Annotated in this window: 13 protein-coding genes; 10 read left to right on the top strand and 3 right to left on the bottom strand. The window is 61.1% G+C overall.

What is annotated here, in order from left to right:
• Positions 1–14 precede the first annotated feature (14 nt).
• The 7 genes from A5483_RS00210 to A5483_RS00180 all read left to right on the top strand — a co-directional run bounded on the left by A5483_RS00210 (position 15) and on the right by A5483_RS00180 (position 8,717).
• A complete protein-coding gene (locus A5483_RS00210) occupies positions 15–1,724 on the top strand; it encodes a ribulokinase (RefSeq protein WP_002549766.1) in 1,710 nt (569 codons plus the stop codon).
• A gap of 140 nt (positions 1,725–1,864) precedes the next feature.
• Positions 1,865–3,922 (top strand): transketolase, encoded by a 2,058-nt coding sequence (gene tkt / locus A5483_RS00205; RefSeq protein WP_002522784.1) that lies wholly within the window; start codon positions 1,865–1,867, stop codon positions 3,920–3,922.
• Positions 3,923–3,942: 20 nt separating this feature from the next.
• Positions 3,943–4,917, top strand: a complete 975-nt coding sequence (locus tag A5483_RS00200; protein WP_002522783.1) for a sugar-binding transcriptional regulator — start codon at positions 3,943–3,945, stop codon at positions 4,915–4,917.
• Positions 4,918–5,090: 173 nt separating this feature from the next.
• On the top strand, positions 5,091–6,149 hold the full coding sequence (locus A5483_RS00195) for an NAD(P)H-dependent glycerol-3-phosphate dehydrogenase (protein ID WP_002522782.1): 1,059 nt from the start codon (positions 5,091–5,093) through the stop codon (positions 6,147–6,149).
• 257 nt (positions 6,150–6,406) lie between these two features.
• Positions 6,407–6,733: a thioredoxin gene (trxA, locus tag A5483_RS00190; protein ID WP_063810635.1), complete on the top strand. Its 327-nt coding sequence runs from the start codon at positions 6,407–6,409 to the stop codon at positions 6,731–6,733.
• 9 nt (positions 6,734–6,742) lie between these two features.
• On the top strand, positions 6,743–7,180 hold the full coding sequence (locus tag A5483_RS00185) for an OsmC family protein (protein ID WP_002522780.1): 438 nt from the start codon (positions 6,743–6,745) through the stop codon (positions 7,178–7,180).
• 691 nt (positions 7,181–7,871) lie between these two features.
• Positions 7,872–8,717 (top strand): RluA family pseudouridine synthase, encoded by an 846-nt coding sequence (locus A5483_RS00180; protein WP_002522779.1) that lies wholly within the window; start codon positions 7,872–7,874, stop codon positions 8,715–8,717.
• A gap of 252 nt (positions 8,718–8,969) precedes the next feature.
• Here A5483_RS00180 and trxB read toward each other — a convergent pair whose 3' ends face one another.
• A complete protein-coding gene (gene trxB, locus A5483_RS00175) occupies positions 8,970–10,022 on the bottom strand; it encodes a thioredoxin-disulfide reductase (RefSeq protein WP_002549816.1) in 1,053 nt (350 codons plus the stop codon).
• 209 nt (positions 10,023–10,231) lie between these two features.
• Here trxB and A5483_RS00170 point away from each other — a divergent pair, with 209 nt between their 5' ends.
• Positions 10,232–11,665: a S1C family serine protease gene (locus tag A5483_RS00170; protein WP_002550507.1), complete on the top strand. Its 1,434-nt coding sequence runs from the start codon at positions 10,232–10,234 to the stop codon at positions 11,663–11,665.
• A gap of 68 nt (positions 11,666–11,733) precedes the next feature.
• Here the strand turns inward: A5483_RS00170 and A5483_RS00165 are convergent, their stop codons facing one another.
• On the bottom strand, positions 11,734–12,681 hold the full coding sequence (locus A5483_RS00165; protein WP_002522776.1) for a sugar-binding transcriptional regulator: 948 nt from the start codon (positions 12,679–12,681) through the stop codon (positions 11,734–11,736).
• A 186-nt stretch (positions 12,682–12,867) separates the two neighbouring features.
• On the opposite strand from A5483_RS00165, the gene A5483_RS00160 reads away from it, so the two are divergent.
• Complete coding sequence (locus A5483_RS00160) at positions 12,868–13,620, top strand: MIP/aquaporin family protein (protein WP_063810634.1); 753 nt, start codon at positions 12,868–12,870, stop codon at positions 13,618–13,620.
• 59 nt (positions 13,621–13,679) lie between these two features.
• On the top strand, positions 13,680–15,227 hold the full coding sequence (gene glpK / locus A5483_RS00155; protein ID WP_063810633.1) for a glycerol kinase GlpK: 1,548 nt from the start codon (positions 13,680–13,682) through the stop codon (positions 15,225–15,227).
• Positions 15,228–15,574: 347 nt separating this feature from the next.
• Here glpK and A5483_RS00150 read toward each other — a convergent pair whose 3' ends face one another.
• The gene (locus tag A5483_RS00150) at positions 15,575–17,389 is read right to left on the bottom strand and encodes a protein kinase family protein (RefSeq protein WP_193790402.1); all 1,815 of its coding nucleotides are present in this window, start codon (positions 17,387–17,389) and stop codon (positions 15,575–15,577) included.
• Positions 17,390–17,430 lie beyond the last annotated feature (41 nt).

Below are 17,430 nucleotides of genomic sequence, written 5' to 3'. Positions count from 1 at the left end.
ACGAGGAGGACACCATGAATAACAAGTATGTGGTGGGACTGGACTTCGGCACGTTGTCCGGACGCGCTGTCGTCGTGCGGGCCAGCGACGGTGCCGAGATGGGAAGCGCCGTGCATGAGTACCCTCACGGGGTGATGGACCGCACCTTGAGTGCTGCCGACGGTCGTAAGCTGCCACCGGACTTCGCTCTCCAAGATCCCGCTGACTATCTGGAGACCCTCGAGGTGATCGTCCGCGGGGCCGTGGAGGATGCCGGGGTTGACCCCGGGCAGGTCGTTGGTATCGGGTTGGACGTCACTTCTGCCACCGTCGTCGCTGCGACGAGGGACGGCACTGCGCTGTGTCAGCTTCCCGAATTCCGAAACGAGCCTCACGCCTGGGTCAAGCTCTGGAAGCACCACGGCGCCCAGGACCAGGCTGATCGTATCGTCAAGTTGGCCCAGGAGCGCCGGGAACCGTGGCTGGCACGGTACGGGGGAATTCTGTCCTCCGAGATGCTGATGCCCAAGGTGCTGGAGACTTTGGAACGGGCCCCGCAGGTCTACCGGGCCACCGATGTGTTCTGCACCGCATTAGATTGGCTGACGTGGCGGCTGACCGGGGTACTGACGTTCTCGGCGGGTGACTCGGGATACAAGCGTATGTACCAGGATGGGACATACCCATCCCGCGATTACTTGATGCACCTCAACCCGGAGTTCGCCGACGTCTTCACCGACAAGATGAACGCCCCGGTGCTTCCCCTGGGAGCCCGAGTCGGCGGTCTGACCCCGGAGTTTGCCGAGCGTCTGGGGTTGCCAGCTGGGATCACGGTGGCCAGTGGCAACATTGACGCCCATGTTACCGCCGCAGCCGTGCAAGCTGTGGAGAACGGTCAGATGACTGCGATCATGGGTACGTCGGCCTGCTACGTCGTCCCCGGGCCTCAGCTCAAAGAGGTGCCCGGCATGTTTGGCGTCGTCGACGGTGGAATCGTCGACGGTTCGTGGGGATTTGAGGCCGGACAGACGGCGGTGGGCGACATCTTCGCCTGGTTCATCGACAACTGCGTCCCGGGCTCGTATTTCGACGAGGCCGACCACAGGGGCATCAGTGTCCACGACCTACTTACCGAGAAATGTGCGAGGCAGGAGGTCGGCGCCCATGGCCTCATAGCCCTGGACTGGCACAACGGCAACCGGTCGGTGCTCGCGGATGCCAACTTGTCGGGAATGATCTTGGGTCAGACTCTCACCACCACCCCTGAAGATCAGTACCGGGCCCTGCTGGAGTCGACGGCTTTCGGGGCGCGCACCATCATCGAGTCGTTCCGGGATTCCGGGGTTGAGATCAACGAGTTGGTGGTGGCCGGGGGGTTGACGCAGAACACGTTCCTCATGCAGTTGTTCTGCGACATCTGCCGGGTTCCTCTGAGCGTCGGGACTGTCAAACAGCCCGGTTCGCACGGATCTGCGGTGTTCGCGGCCGTCGCCGCTGATCTGTACCCCGACGTCAAGGCAGCTTCTGCTGCGATGGGGGCGAAGGAAGCGGGGGTTTACCAGATTGACGAGGAACGGGCCATTCAGTACGACGCCTTGTACGCCGAATACGCTCGACTCCACGATTACTTCGGTCGCGGGGGCAACCAAGTGATGCACCGTCTTAAAGAGATTCGACGGCAAGCTCATCTGCGGGCACGAGAGTCGACGAAGGCGGCGAACAGCGCCAACTCTGCACATTTGTGACATCAATAGCGCCACAAGTGCATCTCGCCTGAGGGTGCGAATAAGATTCGTTACAAGGATCTGAACCCCCACCCTATCGCCATGCCGAGCGATGACACATCACACAGATCAGGCCAGAAGGCCAATACGAGAGGAATATCGTGGCAACCGAACTGACGTGGACCGACACCGACAAGCTCGCTGTCGACACTGCCCGAGTGCTGGCGGCTGACGCCGTCGAAAAGACCGGCAACGGCCACCCCGGCACTGCTATTTCCCTGGCACCGCTCGGCTACCTGCTCTACCACAAGGTCATGTCCATCGATCCGTCTGACCCAAACTGGCTCGGCCGCGATCGCTTCATCATGTCGGCCGGACACTCCTCGCTGACTCAGTACACCCAGCTGTATCTGGCTGGGCTAGGACTCGAGCTGTCCGACTTGGAGTCATTGCGTACCTGGGGTTCCCTGACCCCTGGTCACCCCGAATACGGCTTGACGAAGTTCGTCGAGACCACCACCGGTCCGCTCGGCGCCGGTGTTGCCAACGCCGTCGGCATGGCCATGGCAGCTCGTCGTGAGCGCGGCCTGCTCGACCCTGACGCCGCCCCCGGCACGAGCCCCTTTGACCACTACATCTACGCCATCGCTGGTGACGGTTGCATGCAGGAAGGCATTGCCTCCGAGGCCTCATCGCTGGCGGGGACCCAGGAACTGGGCAACCTCATCATGTTCTACGACGACAACCGGATCACCATTGAAGGTGATACCGCTATCGCCTTCTCCGAGAATGTCGAGGCCCGCTATGAGGCCTACGGTTGGCATGTCCAGCACGTCGACTTCACCAACGGCGGCACGACCTACGAAGAGAATGTCGAAGCCCTGATGGAGGCCATCGACAATGCCAAGGCCGTTACCGACAAACCGTCTTTCATCCGTCTCACTACCGTCATCGGATGGCCGATTCCGGTGCTCGCCGGTCTGGCCCAGGTACACGGCGCGAAAATTGGTGCCGAAGGGGTCAGCGCCCTCAAGGAGAAGCTCGGTTTTGAAGACAAACCGTTTGCTATCGACCTTGGAATGGTGCAGAAGGTTCGCACTGCTTTCGCGGCGCGTGGCAAGAGTCTGCGCGAGGCTTGGGACGAAAAATTCGCCGCTTGGCGCGACGCCAACCCCGATGGCGCCGCCTTGCTTGAGCGGATGCTCGCCCACAAGCTGCCCGAAAACCTCGATATTCCCACCTTCGAGCCGGGCAAGATGAGCACCCGCAAGGCTTCGGGAGCTGTCCTTAGCGCCCTGGGTCCGCAGCTTCCGGAGCTGTGGGGCGGATCGGCCGACCTTGCCGGATCGAATAACACGACCATGAAGGGAGCCGATTCTTTCTTGCCCGAGGACCGCTGTTCCGAGAAGGATCCGGGTGGTCCGTACGGGCGCACCATCCACTTCGGTGTTCGCGAGCACGCCATGGGTGGCATCCTCAACGGCATCACCCTGTCAGGCCTGACCCGCTGCTACGGCGGAACCTTCTTCGTCTTCTCCGACTACATGCGGCCATCGGCTCGTCTTGCGGCCCTCATGAAAGTCCCGTCGATCTTCGTGTGGACTCACGACTCCATCGGTGTCGGTGAAGACGGACCCACCCACCAGCCGATTGAGCACCTGGCCTCCTACCGAGCCATCCCGGGCCTTGACATCGTCCGTCCCGCCGACGCCAACGAGACCGCAGTGGCATGGCGCACCATATTGGAGCACACTGACCGTCCCGCCGGCCTGGTGCTGTCGCGTCAGGACCTACCGACGATCGATCGCAGCGAGTACGCCTCGGCCGAGGGTGTCGCCAAGGGTGCCTACGTGGTCTGCGAGGCCAGCGCCGAGCCCAAGGTCATCCTCATCGGTACCGGGTCCGAGCTGTCGGTGGCCCTGGAGGCACGCAAGAAGCTCGAGGCCGACGGGATCGCGACCCGCGTCGTGTCGATGCCGTGTCAGGAGTGGTTTGACGAGCAAGACGAGGAGTACCGCGAGTCGGTGCTGCCCAGCTCGGTGACCGCCCGGGTAAGCGTTGAGGCCGGCATCGCCATGGGGTGGTCAAAATATGTCGGCTGCAAGGGCGCCTCGGTGTCCCTGGAGCATTTCGGAGCTTCGGCCTCTGGGGCGTTGTTGTTCGAGAAGTTCGGATTCACTGCTGACCACGTCGCGGAGGTTGCCCACACCGTGCTGTGACACGGAGCGAGGCATAAACGATGTCGAACCGACGCCGGGCGAATCAAGATGAAGAGATGCTCCACGTCGCGGAGATGTACTACTTCGAACAGATGACCCATGCCGCTATCGCCCAGCGTCTCTCAATGAGTCGTTGGACCGTCGGCAGGATCCTCGAGGAGGCTCGTCGCACGGGGATGGTCAAGATCACAATTGACCATCCCCTCGCCCGGCATCACCGGCTCGAAACCAAGCTGGTTGACACTTTTGGGTTGCAATCGGCCGTCGTCGTGCCCGTCCAAGCCAGTGATGAACTGACGATGGAGCTCGTCGCTCGGATGGCAGCGCAGCGGTTATCTGAGTGGCGGCCCCCACCACAGGTGGTTGCAGTGAGTTGGGGTCGAACGACGGCCCATGTGGCCCAACACCTAGGGTCGGGTTGGAACCCCGACGTTGTCGTCGCCCAGGCCAATGGCGGGGTCGCCGTCACCAGGAATGATTTGGTAGGACGCTCCGTCGTGAGGATGGCCGAGCTCGGCCCAGGCCGATCCCTCACCTTGCAGGCCCCGACAATCGTAGAATCAGCAGATCTCGGGGACATGCTGCGCGAGGATGTGTCCGTTTCGCGGCCCCTAGAAGCTGCTCGGAAAGCCGATCTCGTGGTGTATTCACCCGGAGCGGTGAGCACTGACTCGATCCTGGTAACGGCTGGCCATGTGACGGCTGAGGGTATTGAGAAACTGCGAAGCAAAGGGGCTCGCGCAGACGTCATGAGCCACTATGTTGACGTCCATGGCCATGTTGTCGATGAAGAATTGGACTCCCGCACGATCTCGGTAGACCTGGACTGCGTGAAAGTCAGGGATGGTGAGGGCCACAGTCTCCCATGCGCTCGCACAGTGCTGGCCATCGCATCGGGCGCCGAAAAAGCAGAGGCTTTGGGAACAGCCCTGCGCGGTGGCTTGTGTACTGACGTGGTTGTTGACGCCAATGTCGCGGAGCGTGCCTTTCAGTAGCGGAGCGTGCCTTTCAGTAGCGAAGCGTGCCTTTCAGTAAAGAAGTGGGGCCGAGGCCGCTGTGCACGCAAGTGCAGGATTTCGACGAATGTGGGAATCATTCGGGACCCGAGATTAGCGTGAATCGCGTCGGGCCCACAGTCGGGCCACAAACCACCTTCGGAGGTACGAAGATGCTCAAGATTGCAGTGCTCGGTGCGGGTGTCATGGCCACGGCATTAACCTTCCCGGCTGTCGAGAACGGCAACGAAGTCCGCCTCATTGGTACCCACCTCGATGACGACATCATCGACTCTATTCAGCTCACCCGGAAGCACCCCGTCCTTGAACTCAAGGTTGACGAGCGCGTCCAGGCTTACCATTTCGCTAACGCCGCCGAGGCCATCGAAGGGGCTGACGTCATCATGAGCGGCGTCAACTCATTCGGGGTCGACTGGGCGGGAGAACAGCTGGCTAAATTAGCCGAGCCCGGGCAGACCATCCTGTGTGTAACTAAGGGTATGCAGGCCGATGAGGATGGCACCCTCCACATCCTGCCCGAGGTACTGAAGGAGCATATGGAGGACCTCGCCGGTAAGGTCCACTGGGCGGCCATAGTCGGACCGTCCATCGCCGGTGAGCTGGCGGTACAGCGCGACACCTGCGTCGTATTCTGCGGCGAGGAGCAGGAGGTCCTCGACCGTTTGGCGGCGGCATACCGCACCGACTACTACCACGTCTGGACGTCTACCGACTTCATCGGCCACGAGGTCGCAGCGTGCATGAAAAACATCTTTGCCTTCGGCGGAGGCTTTGCCGCCGGCATGCTGAACAAGGCTGGGCAGACCGACGCCAAATACGTTATGCACGACTACACAGCGGCCCTCTTCGGCGAGGGTGCCCGCGAGCTTAAACAGATGGTCGCTTTCATGGGCGGTGATCCGGAGGTGGCGACCGGCCTGGGTGGTGTCGGCGATATGTTCGTTACCACGATGGGCGGACGCAATGTGCGTGCCGGAACCTACGTCGGTGCCGGGATGCCGTTTTCGCACGTCCGCAACGACAAGATGAAGGGCATCACCCTCGAAGGCGTTGCCGCTATCGGCGTCGTTGGCGAGGCAATCGGAAAATTAACTCAGCGCGGGGTAATCGCTGAGACCGAATACCCATTGGTGCGGGCCCTTTACGACATTGTCGCTCACGATGCCCCCCTCGATCTGCCCTGGGAGAAGTTCTTTGGCGGGGAGAAGTGATGTTGGCCCGCCGGAGTCGGAACATTCCGCTGAGGCGATACTGACTCAGATGCCTTCACCGGTTTGCGTGCGAAAAATACCGGTCTAAGGGAGGACCGGGCATTGTGGTGCGCGATGCTTCCTTGGGTCGGGATTTTTCGCACTAGGTGATGGCTGCCTCATGCAACAGCCAGAGAGTCTGCTTGGCTATCGTGAACCAGAGGTGCCCTTCGGGCCGCCACGACTTAGACTCGTCTGGTCGTCTTAGAAAGGCTGTCATGAACAACGTCATCGAGGTCACCGACACGACCTTCCCTTCTGAGGTTCTCGGCGCTTCCAAGCCGGTCCTCGTGGACTACTGGGCCGACTGGTGCGCTCCCTGCAAGCAGCTGTCCCCGATCATCGAGGAGCTTGCTGAAGCCTACGGCGACCGGATGGTCTTCGCTAAGGTCGACACCAGCGCCAACACCCGGGTTGCCGCGGAGCAGGGGATCATGTCCCTGCCTACTATCCAGGTCTGGCAGGGTGGCCAGCTCGTCAAGTCGCTGCAGGGCGGCAAGACGAAGAAGGCGCTGGTCAAAGTCATCGAAGAATTCGTCGCCTGAGGAGGGGCCATGCCGTCTGCTACTAAGAAGGTTTCCCTGGTTCGCCGTAGTCAGGGCCACTACACCGCCACGAATGCGCGTGGTGGGCAGATTCAGCTTGGGTCGGGGCAGGATGCCGAGTTCACCCCTGTCGAGCTGCTGCTAGCTGCTATCGGCGGGTGCTCCTCCATTGATGTTGACACCGTGACAAGCCGCCGCGGGGAACCCACCCAGTTCACCGTTTCCGTTTCGGGTACTAAACGCAGCGACGACGAGGGGCGGGTATCCCTGGGCGACGTCGCCGTCGACTTCCAGTTGCGCTTCCCCGATACTGAGGAAGGTCGCGAGGCCGCCGGGCTAGTCAATCGGGTTGTCACGATGTCGCGCGACAAAAATTGCACCGTCTCGCGGACCGTCGAGGCCCAGACTCCGGTGACTTTCAGCATCGCCGGTGAGCCGCTGGACTGAGATTTCCCTACCGGGAGCTCTCGCGGCGGTTTCACACGAGGTGTGATGACGGGAGTAGGGATAAATCTCCGCGGGTGTGATGGCAGCCGGTCCCGGTGACGAAAAATCCCGAGCCCGGCCGTGCTAAGTCATTAAGAGATCAGATCACGCAGCCAGGTGATGATTCTGTCTGTGGGTCCAGGTCGGGGTGGCATCGTCCCGGCCGGGCAGCACCGACTGCCGCCCGCCCCCAATTGTTCGATGAGCATCACTGCGTCCAGGGGGGCCGGTACCGGCTTGCTGCTTGCGGCGGGGCTGAGCAGCGTCCGCGGGATTGTCGTCAGGGGGTTCGTTGCTGTGCCGGTGCGCTGCGAGCGAACCACCCTTAACAAAGCTTCGTATTACTCGGTACTGCAGAACACGATCCCCGCCGTGGTGGATGGGGTGGTTCGGACGCGGTGGGGTCTAAAAGTCCCACCTCGGAGGAGGCCGAGCAATCTGTTGACCTGGCGCTCCGTGAAGCGGGATTTTTTGTTCACCGGGTGGGGAAGCCTGGGAGGGGAAGTGCCGTTAGCCATAGGCTGGCGCGGTGCCTCGGTCTCCGCTACGTCAACGTCACGGTCTGGAATCAGCGTGGGTTCATACTCCCGATCATGGGCAGTGCCGTCGGTTGGCAAAGGAGCGCGGAGTCGATGGCTGGCCCTGGCCAACGATGCGGGAATACTTGATCGAGAAGCTCCAGAGGGTGGGTGTGCAGCGTGTCGACGAGATGCTCGATGAAGGGAGATTCGTTGACGAAGCGGGACGTGTTTTCCGGCGGGATTCGCCCTTCACCCCGCAAACCTTCGTCTTCTTCCATCGAGACCTGCCTACAGAGACTCCTGTTCCGGCCGGAATCGGCATCCTCTATTCCGATGAACGCATCCTTGTGGTCGACAAGCCGCACTTCCTGTCTTCAATCCCGCGGGGCCGCCATGTCCTCGAGTCGGTTGTTGTTCGGTTACGCACCCAATTGGGGTTACCAGAACTGACGGTGGCCCATCGCCTCGATCGTGTTACCGCTGGGGTGTTGTTGCTGACTCGGGAGCGAAAATGGCGTCGGCCGTACCAAGAGATGTTCGAGCGTCGTGAGGTCGTCAAAAAATATCGGCTCGTGGCACCCGTGGTACATGATCCAGCTAGAGAGGGGATCGGCGCGACAAAAAACGGCTGGCAGGTGAGGTCAAGGATTATTAAGGAGAGGGGGATCTTGCAGGCCCGTGAGGTTCCCGGGGTGCCGAATGCTGTCACCGATATTGTGTTGATTGGTAAGTGCGGTGGGCTGGGACTGTACGAGGCGAGTCCTCGGACTGGCCGCACTCACCAAATTCGTCTCCACATGCAACGGTTGGGTGCTCCGATCGTGAACGACCCCTTTTACCCGACAGTTCTCGACACCCCAGTTGATGACTTCACCCATCCCTTGCAATTGCAGGCATGGCGGATGGGATTCACCGATCCCGTCTCCGGCGAACCGAGAGCCTTCACCTCGAGGTTGAGGCTGGCTGCCTGGCAGTGAGGGCAAGATCGTGACCCCTGGCGTAATGCCAACCGACATGTGTGTCTTGGGTCATTTTTCCCGGGTTGGGCTGGTCGAGAGCTCAGCGATGCCCCGACTCGTCGTGAACTGACGAAAAACGCCAGAGGGAAGAGACTGCGGGGACAAATTTGCGCCCTATGCCGCCGACCCCGTAATGCGTCACGGCATCCAAACAAGCATGTCGCCGCACCACCCCGTGCTCGGGTGATGCGGCGAAAACTGTCGAGTACCTCAACGACCGAGCTCAGCCAGGAACCTCTCGGCATCCAGAGCAGCACGACATCCGGACCCAGCCGCGGTGATGGCCTGCTGGTAGTGAGAATCGACCAGGTCACCACACGCGAAAACTCCCGGCACATTGGTGCGGGTGGACGGCTCGGCGCACACGACGTAGCCAGCCTCGTCTAGATCGACCTGGCCGCGCACTAGCTCGGAGCGCGGATCATGGCCGATAGCCTCAAACACTCCAGCAACCTTGAGTTGACGCTCCTCGCCAGTTTTGGTGTCGCGCAGGGTGACTGACTCGAGCTTCGACTCGCCCTGCATGGCGACAATCTCGCTATTCCACGCAAAGGTGATCTTGGGGTCGGTTGCGGCACGGTCGGCCATGATCTGAGAGGCGCGCAATTGGTCGCGGCGGTGGACGAGGGTTACCGAGTTGGCGAATCGGGTGAGGAAAGTGGCTTCCTCGACCGCGGAGTCACCGCCCCCGACGACGGCGATGTCCTTGCCGGTGAAGAAGAACCCGTCACAGGTGGCGCACCACGACACGCCGCGCCCGGACAACCGAGGCTCATCCTCAAGTCCGAGTTTGCGGTAGGCCGATCCCATGGCGAGGATGACAACGCGCGCCTTGTAGATGTTTCCGTCAGTGTCGACGAGCTTTTTGACTTCACCGGTGAGGTCGATATCGGTGATGTCGTCGGCGACGAGCTCGGCTCCGAACCGTTCGGCCTGGGCGCGCATCTGCGCCATGAGATCGGGGCCCATGATCCCTTCGGAGAAGCCCGGGTAGTTTTCAACCTCGGTGGTCTGCATGAGCGCCCCGCCGGCATCGATTGATCCCTCAAATACCAGCGGCTTCAGCCCGGCGCGGGCGGTGTAGACAGCGGCGGTGTATCCGGCTGGCCCAGACCCTACGATGATGACGTCGCGCGGCTCGTCATTTCCCCGAGCATCGACGCCGACGTCCTCAGGGGAGGACTGGGTAGCGCCGGTTTCCGAGGAATCGGACAGCGAAATGTTGCCGAGGATGGTGTTGGGTGTGAGGGACTGAGTGGTCATGGCGTCTCCTGGTCGGTGACTGGTTCACAGATCAACCTACCTAGCGCACGAAGCCGCTACGACATTCCCGTAGGGATTCTGACCCCGGACCAATCCCTCCCGCCAGCCACCTGACCATGGTCGGATGGAACGGCCGGGTGCGTGCCACTATGGCCTCGTTCCTGCTCTGTCGGCAGCAAGTTTCCCTGGGAGGTCGGGCAAAACACTTGATGGCATCGTGGACACTGGAAGCCATGAGTGAGTCGACGAATGGTCCCCGAGAGCCTCGTGAACCCAATTCCTTCCCGCGTGCCAGCGCTGAGGGCGGATATTCCTCGCGCTCTGAGGATGCCCGCCATGACTGGGCGCAGGAGTCTTATTGGTCGCGCAGCGACGATTCCTGGTCTAGCTCGGGACATTCACCGACTACCCAGCCGTGGGAATCGTCTGAACAGCCCACCGCCACGGATCTGGACCCTGGTAACAAAAATGCCGACTCGCCCCAGCCCCCGTCTCAATCGAGCGGCAAGGGTTTCCGTGGCGGGACTATTGTTCTTGCTGTGCTGCTGGCCGCGGCCGTGGGAGGCGTCTCAGGTGGTCTAGTCGATCGTTCCCTGACGAAAAATGACACTCCTGCAGTGGGCACAAGTTCTGCTGCCCCGAGCACCGTTACCAAGGTCATTCAAGGGTCCTCTTCTGCTCCGGATTGGACGGCCACCGCCTCCGCCGTCTCGAACTCTGTGGTTTCCATCACTGTGACGACCAGTAATGGGGGAGGTGAAGGGTCTGGCGTCGTTGTCGATTCCAATGGCAACATCGTCACCAACAACCACGTTGTCTCTGACGCCACATCTGGCGGTCAACTGACGGTATCTATAGGCAACAAGACGTATGACGCCAAAGTGGTCGGCACCGACCCCTCGACCGACCTGGCTGTTATCCGGGTAACGAATCCGCCCGAGTCCATGAAGCCGATTCGTTTCGCCAATTCCAGCAAATTGACCGTCGGGGCCCCAGTCATGGCTGTGGGTAACCCGCTAGGCCTGTCTGGATCGGTGACGACTGGCATCATCAGCGCCCTTAATCGCCCGGTCACAACCATGAATCGCGATGACTCGGATGATTTGCTGGGATCGCAGGATTCCTCGTCGGGGGTTGTCGTCACTAATGCGATTCAGACCAGCGCCGCGATTAACCCAGGTAATTCCGGGGGTGCGTTGGTCAATGCCGATGGTGAACTCGTCGGTATCAACTCCTCAATCGCTAGTTTGCCGTCGGCGGGTCGTTCCCAGTCAGGCAATATCGGCATCGGGTTCGCCATCCCATCGAATTTGGCCAAGTCGGTTGCCGATCAGATCATCCAGACCGGCAAGGTCACCCATGCTTTCCTAGGCATTTCGGTTCGTGACGCGGCTGCGGCTAAAGCTGGGGTCAAGGTTCAGGGAGCCGGGGTCGCGACGGTCACTCCGGGCTCGGCGGCCGCCAAGGCCGGCTTGCGCCGAGGTGACGTCATTACCAGGATTGACGACACTGATATCGCTTCGGGAGAGTCTTTGGTGGGTCTTATTCGATCGTTCAAAGCTGGGCAGAAAGCGAAGATTAGCTATTTACGTGGTGCCCAGGAGGCGACGGTTGACGTGACGATGGGCACGGCGAAGTCCTGATTGTGGTAGCGGCGCAGTCAACTCCCGCAGCCGATGTGCTGTGGGAGTTTGGATTTCTACCTGCACTCTCACATGAGATCGAGGACCGCTCGGGCAGTGGCGTCATCAACGACGAGGTCGGTCGCGACTCTGGCTCGGAGGGCAGCCAGCAGGCCGATGGCCTTGGCGCGCCCAGCGACGACGCAGAGCCGGCGCGGTATGCGCTGCAGTTGGAAGGGAGCTAAGCCGGTTGCTCTCTTGTTGAACTCGACGTCGTAAGCACCGTCGGCCTTGAGGAAGACGGTGTTGACGTCACCGACGACTCCAGCATGTACCAAACTCGCTTTTTCCTCTTCGGTCATGTAACCCGCCGAATAGACGTGGGAGGGGACCGGGCTATCGAGGGCTCCGACGCCGAAAACAGCAAGGTCGAGTTCTCGATGTGCTTTGAGGACGGCCTGAACGGAACGCTCTTGCCACATTGCGGCTTTTGTTGACGCACTGTCGAAGAAGGTTGGGACCGGGAAGTGAATAACTTCGCCACCAAATGCGGCGGCCATCCGTGACAGGATCGATCCGACGTAGGGTATTCCCGAACTAGCGGGGTTTGCCGACCCATTCATCTGGACGACGCTGACCCCCTTGACGTCTTTAGGCACCACATAGTGGGTGACGGCGTCAAGGGTCGTGCCCCAGGCGATGCCGACAGCGGAATTGTCCTCGACCATATCCGTCACCATCTGTCCTGCGATTCTGGCGACTTGATCGAGACGGTGGATCTCGGTGGTTCCTGACTTTACGGGAACGACTGTGGTGTTTACCCCGAACATCCTCGTCAGGGTGGAATCTAGCCCGCTTCGTAACCCCGTCGGCTCGGACAAGGTGATGCGCACAACTCCGGATTGACGCGCTTGCTTGAGAAGTCGGGATACGGTTGAGCGAGATGTGCCGAGATGGCTGGCGATGGCATCCATGGTCTCGCCTTGCATGTAATACATGGACGCAGCTGTCCATACGTCGTTGGACAATTCGTTCATGCCTCCCCCCTTGCCATGCACGTAAGTGCAGAATCGCGATTCTGTGGGGCCGTTGATGTTTGACTGAGCCACGTCCGACCCCCACAAGGGCGGGACGACGGTCCCCGTTTCCTAAATCCTACGGGATCGGCCGCCACCGGCGAGTAAACCGGTGTCAACGGATGACACCACGACGAAGGAGTTTTCATGCTTCTCGAAACTGCGGTGCCCGCTGCAACGATCTTCGGGTCGGAGTTCTTAGGCACCTTGATCCTTATTCTCCTGGGTTGTGGCGTCGTCGCCAACAACCTCCTTCCCAAGAGCAAAGGCCACGCTAACGCCCCCGGTTCACTCCAGATCAACTGGGGATGGGGCTTCGCTGTGATGTTCGGTGTTTACGCGGCTTACAAGACCGGTGGACATCTGAACCCGGCTGTGACCATCGGTCTGGCTATCGCCGGCAAGGATCTGGCCCCTGGTATCCCGGCCACGGCTGGCAACATCACCATCTATATCCTCGCCCAGTTCGCTGGGGCCTTCGTCGGTGCAGTGCTGTGCTGGCTGGCCTACAAGCAGCATTATGACGAGGATTGCGACCCCGCCCTCAAGCTCGGTACCTTCGCTACTGGCCCTGAAATCCGTAACCCGTTGTGGAATACCATCACTGAGGCCATCGGCACCTGGGTCCTCGTGCTGTGGGTCATCATTTCCGGCTTCACCCAGGGAGTGACGATTGGTCCGCTGGCCGTCGGCATGCTTATTGTCTCCATCGGCGCTTCTCTCGGTGGCCCCACCGGATACGCCATTAACCCAGCCCGTGACCTCGCCCCCCGTATCGCCCACGCCGTTTTGCCTATCAAGGGCAAGGGTGACAGCGATTGGGGATACGCCTGGGTTCCGGTCGCCGGCCCGATAATCGGTGCCGTCCTGGCCGCGCTCACCTACATCATTTTCTGGTGAGTGGAATACCTCTGGTGACACACTGATTGCGCAGCAGCCGTAATCTGTCAGACACGTCGATGCAGACAAGAAAGGCAACCAACATGAGCGACGAGAAGTTTGTACTCGCCATTGACGAGGGCACCACCTCCGCCCGTGCCATCATCTTCAACCATGCCGGCCAGATCATGGCCGTTGGCCAGCAGGAGTTCGAGCAGATCTTCCCGCGTGCTGGATGGGTTGAGCATGACCCGATCGAGATCTGGGAGGCCGTTCGCGACGTTGTTGGGCTTGCCCTGACCAAGGCCAACATCAACCGCCACCAGCTAGCTGCTGTTGGTATCACCAACCAGCGTGAAACCGCAGTGGTGTGGGACAAGAACACGGGCGAGCCGATTTATAACGCCATCGTGTGGCAGGACACCCGTACCCAGAAGATCTGTAACGAGCTGGCCGGCGACAAGGGTGCAGACCGCTACAAGGAGATCTGTGGCCTTGGCCTGTCGACCTACTTCTCTGGCCCGAAGGTCAAGTGGATTCTCGACAACGTCGAGGGAGCCCGTGAGAAGGCCGAGGCCGGCGATCTGTACTTCGGCAACATGGACACCTGGGTGCTGTGGAACCTGACCGGCGGTACTGACGGTGGCGTCCACATCACAGATCCGACCAACGCCTCCCGCACCATGCTTATGGACGTCCGGGAGCTGCAGTGGGACGACTCAATGTGCGAGGTCATGGGAATTCCGAAGTCCATGCTCCCCGAGATCAAGTCCTCCTCCGAAGTTTACGGCTACGGTCGCAAGAACGGCCTGCTGATCGACACCCCGATCGCCGGCATCCTCGGTGACCAGCAGGCCGCCACCTTCGGTCAGGCCTGCTTCCACAAAGGCATGGCGAAGAACACGTACGGCACCGGTTGCTTCATGCTCATGAACACAGGTAAGGAGGCCATCTTCTCCGAGAACGGCCTGCTGACCACCGTTTGCTACAAGATCGGTGACCAGCCCACCGTCTACGCCCTGGAGGGCTCTATCGCCGTCGCCGGATCGCTGGTTCAGTGGCTGCGCGACAACCTCAAGATGTTCGAAACTGCCCCGGAGATCGAGGCTCTCGCCAGTACCGTCGAGGACAATGGCGGCGCTTACTTTGTGCCGGCCTTCTCTGGCTTGTTCGCGCCGTACTGGCGTCCCGACGCACGTGGTGCCCTCGTGGGCCTGACCCGCTACGTCAACCGGGGCCACATTGCCCGCGCCGTGCTCGAGTCGACCGCCTTCCAGACCCGCGAGGTTCTCGAAGCTATGAACGCCGACTCTGGTGTACCGCTCACAGAGTTGCGCGTCGACGGCGGCATGACCGCCAACGAGACCCTCATGCAGTTCCAGGCCGACCAAGTCAACGTGCCGGTGGTTCGCCCCGTGGTTGCCGAGACCACCGCTCTGGGTGCTGCCTACGCCGCTGGCATCGCCGTCGGTTTCTGGGAGGGCGAACATGACGTCACCGACAACTGGGCCGAGGACAAGCGCTGGGAGCCCAAGATGGACGAGGATGAGCGCGAGCGTCTGTTCCGCAATTGGAAGAAGGCCGTCACTAAGACCTTCGACTGGGTGGACGATGACGTCAAGGAGTGACCTTGTGCTGATTCTGATGGATCGTTGATAGGTGGTGCCCCGTGCCTTCGAGCGCGGGGCACCACTGCGTTTAGCTCCTGCGCTGTTGCAGGGCGAGTGGGGTCTCGTGGCTGTATCGATCGGCACCCCGTTGTGTCACGAACCGAGCATGACAGCTACTCGTGACGAAAAATGTCAGCCTGGGTAGGGGTCGGGAAATCCTGGGCTGGATGAACTCGTGGGGCGGGAATTTTTGCCCGGGGTGGCAGCGTTGCGGTCAGCGTTGCAAACCAGCACATCGGCCGACGCGGCTGTGGTCGAATGGCCGCGTCGTGATGCGTCAGCCACAGTGGGATGCCTCAACCACATCAGGCGCCGATGACCGTAATATCGGCGATCCCGCCCTGGAACCGGGTAGCTGATTTCAGGGGAAGCTTGGTCAGATACACCAAAAGGTGCCTGGTCTTTGTATCCGCCGGCGGCTTCAACGTCACGGTCGTTCCAGCCTCCGACACCGCTGCGACGCGAGTCCAATCCTTGATTGTCTTCATCGGCGGCTGATCCGAGGACGCGTCATGCCCTGGCTCCCATAGCGAGACACTCGTGCCAGAACCCACCAGCCGTACCTTGACCGAGGTGACCTCCGTGACCCGACCCAAATCGACGACGAGTCCGACCCCGGGCTTAAGGTTCCCGAGCTTCGCCGAGTTGCGATAGACGACAGTGTGCCACGCTGTCGACGGATTACCGTCGACAGCAAGTTTCACCTGGTTATGGTTCTCCTTGGCGTCGCCACCGTCCTTAAAGGGGTCAAACTCCTGAACATGCGTCGGTTTAACAACCGTCGGATCACCGGACGCTTGCGAGGTGCCGCTGCCGATGTGACGCATCCCGACAGCAACGAGGCACACAATCATGACGACAGCCACCAAAACCATGAACATCGGTGGCCAGCGTCGACCATCTGGGCGGGCTTTCACCAGCCTCGCCTCGACCTCAGCGCCGTCGTCTTCTGAGCAGTCTTGAGGGGACTGAATGGTGCGGGGACCGTTAGGACCCGTCCACGCTACGGGCTCAACGCGACGGCCCCACTCGCCGGCAGCAGCCTCCGGAGACCAGTACCCCTCTTCATCAGGACCGTACTTTTCATCCCGCTCAGGCTCATCGGGACTCTGTGGTGGCATCGGTGCCGGGGACTCGTCTGACCGCCATGGTTCTTCCCCGGCCCGAGACGCCGGGCCCACTGGGAAATGGATGCGGCGCTCCAAATCAGCGGCGGCGTCGGCAGATCCTAAGATCCGCCCCAGAGACTGCGCGGTCTCGTTGGCTGTGCGCACTGGGACCTCGTCATAGTGAGGAACTTCTGAGAGGATTTGGTCGCAGAGAACGTCGAGGGCGGGAGAGACCCCGGCGCGCACCTCGCGTGGAGTGAGCCACCCATGAGCATCTGTAGGTGCAGGTGGCAGCCCCCACGACATGGTCGTCGCCGGTTCCACGGAGGGCCGGTGTCCCCGTCCGTTGGGCCAACGAGACACCAGGCAGGCGTAAAGGACGCGACCAATATCCGTCACGTCGGCGGCCTCGCGGTCGGGCCAAGGGCGAGAAGTGTCTCCCTGCCGGGGATGCAACGCGGCCTCAATGAGGAGACCACTGATCTTGAGGTTTCCTGTCGAGGTGACTAGGACAGTCCCGGGGCTAATGCGTTCATGGAAGACCCCTTGGGCATGCAACGGGGCCATAGCATCAGCAATCTCATGGGCGATCCACGCCGCCTCCAGTGCCGACAGCGGGCCGGCTCCTAGTAACTCCTCGACTGATTTGCCAGGTGCGTATTCGCTGACAACCCACGAAGCCGGTTCTCCCGGCTCGGCGACAACGGCGTCAAGAACCCGCAAAAAGCGCGAATCGGTAGCAACAGCGGCGCGCATAGCGGCGTCGAGGACAGCAGGGGTGCGAGGGCCATGTGGGGGCAGGGCGTGAATAAGAACCGGGCGGTGCAATTTAGTGTCGAAAGCCCGCCACGTAAGTGATGAGGATTCCGGATGTGACAGCTCTTGGTCGAGGCGATAACGACCGCCCAGAAAAGATCCCGCGGAGAGGTGAGGGAGATCGTCCGTCTCATGGGAGCCCGAGTGACACGGATCGCGGTAGCGGTCGGCGGAGTCTTCGAAAGACACTGCCACCTCCTGGCTGATCGATCCGACTGTGCACCGTCAACGATACC

The organism is Cutibacterium namnetense, assembly GCF_001642025.1.
Lineage (GTDB): Bacteria > Actinomycetota > Actinomycetes > Propionibacteriales > Propionibacteriaceae > Cutibacterium > Cutibacterium namnetense.
Note: the sequence above shows the minus strand (reverse complement) of the source record. Positions and strands in the feature narration are given on the sequence as shown.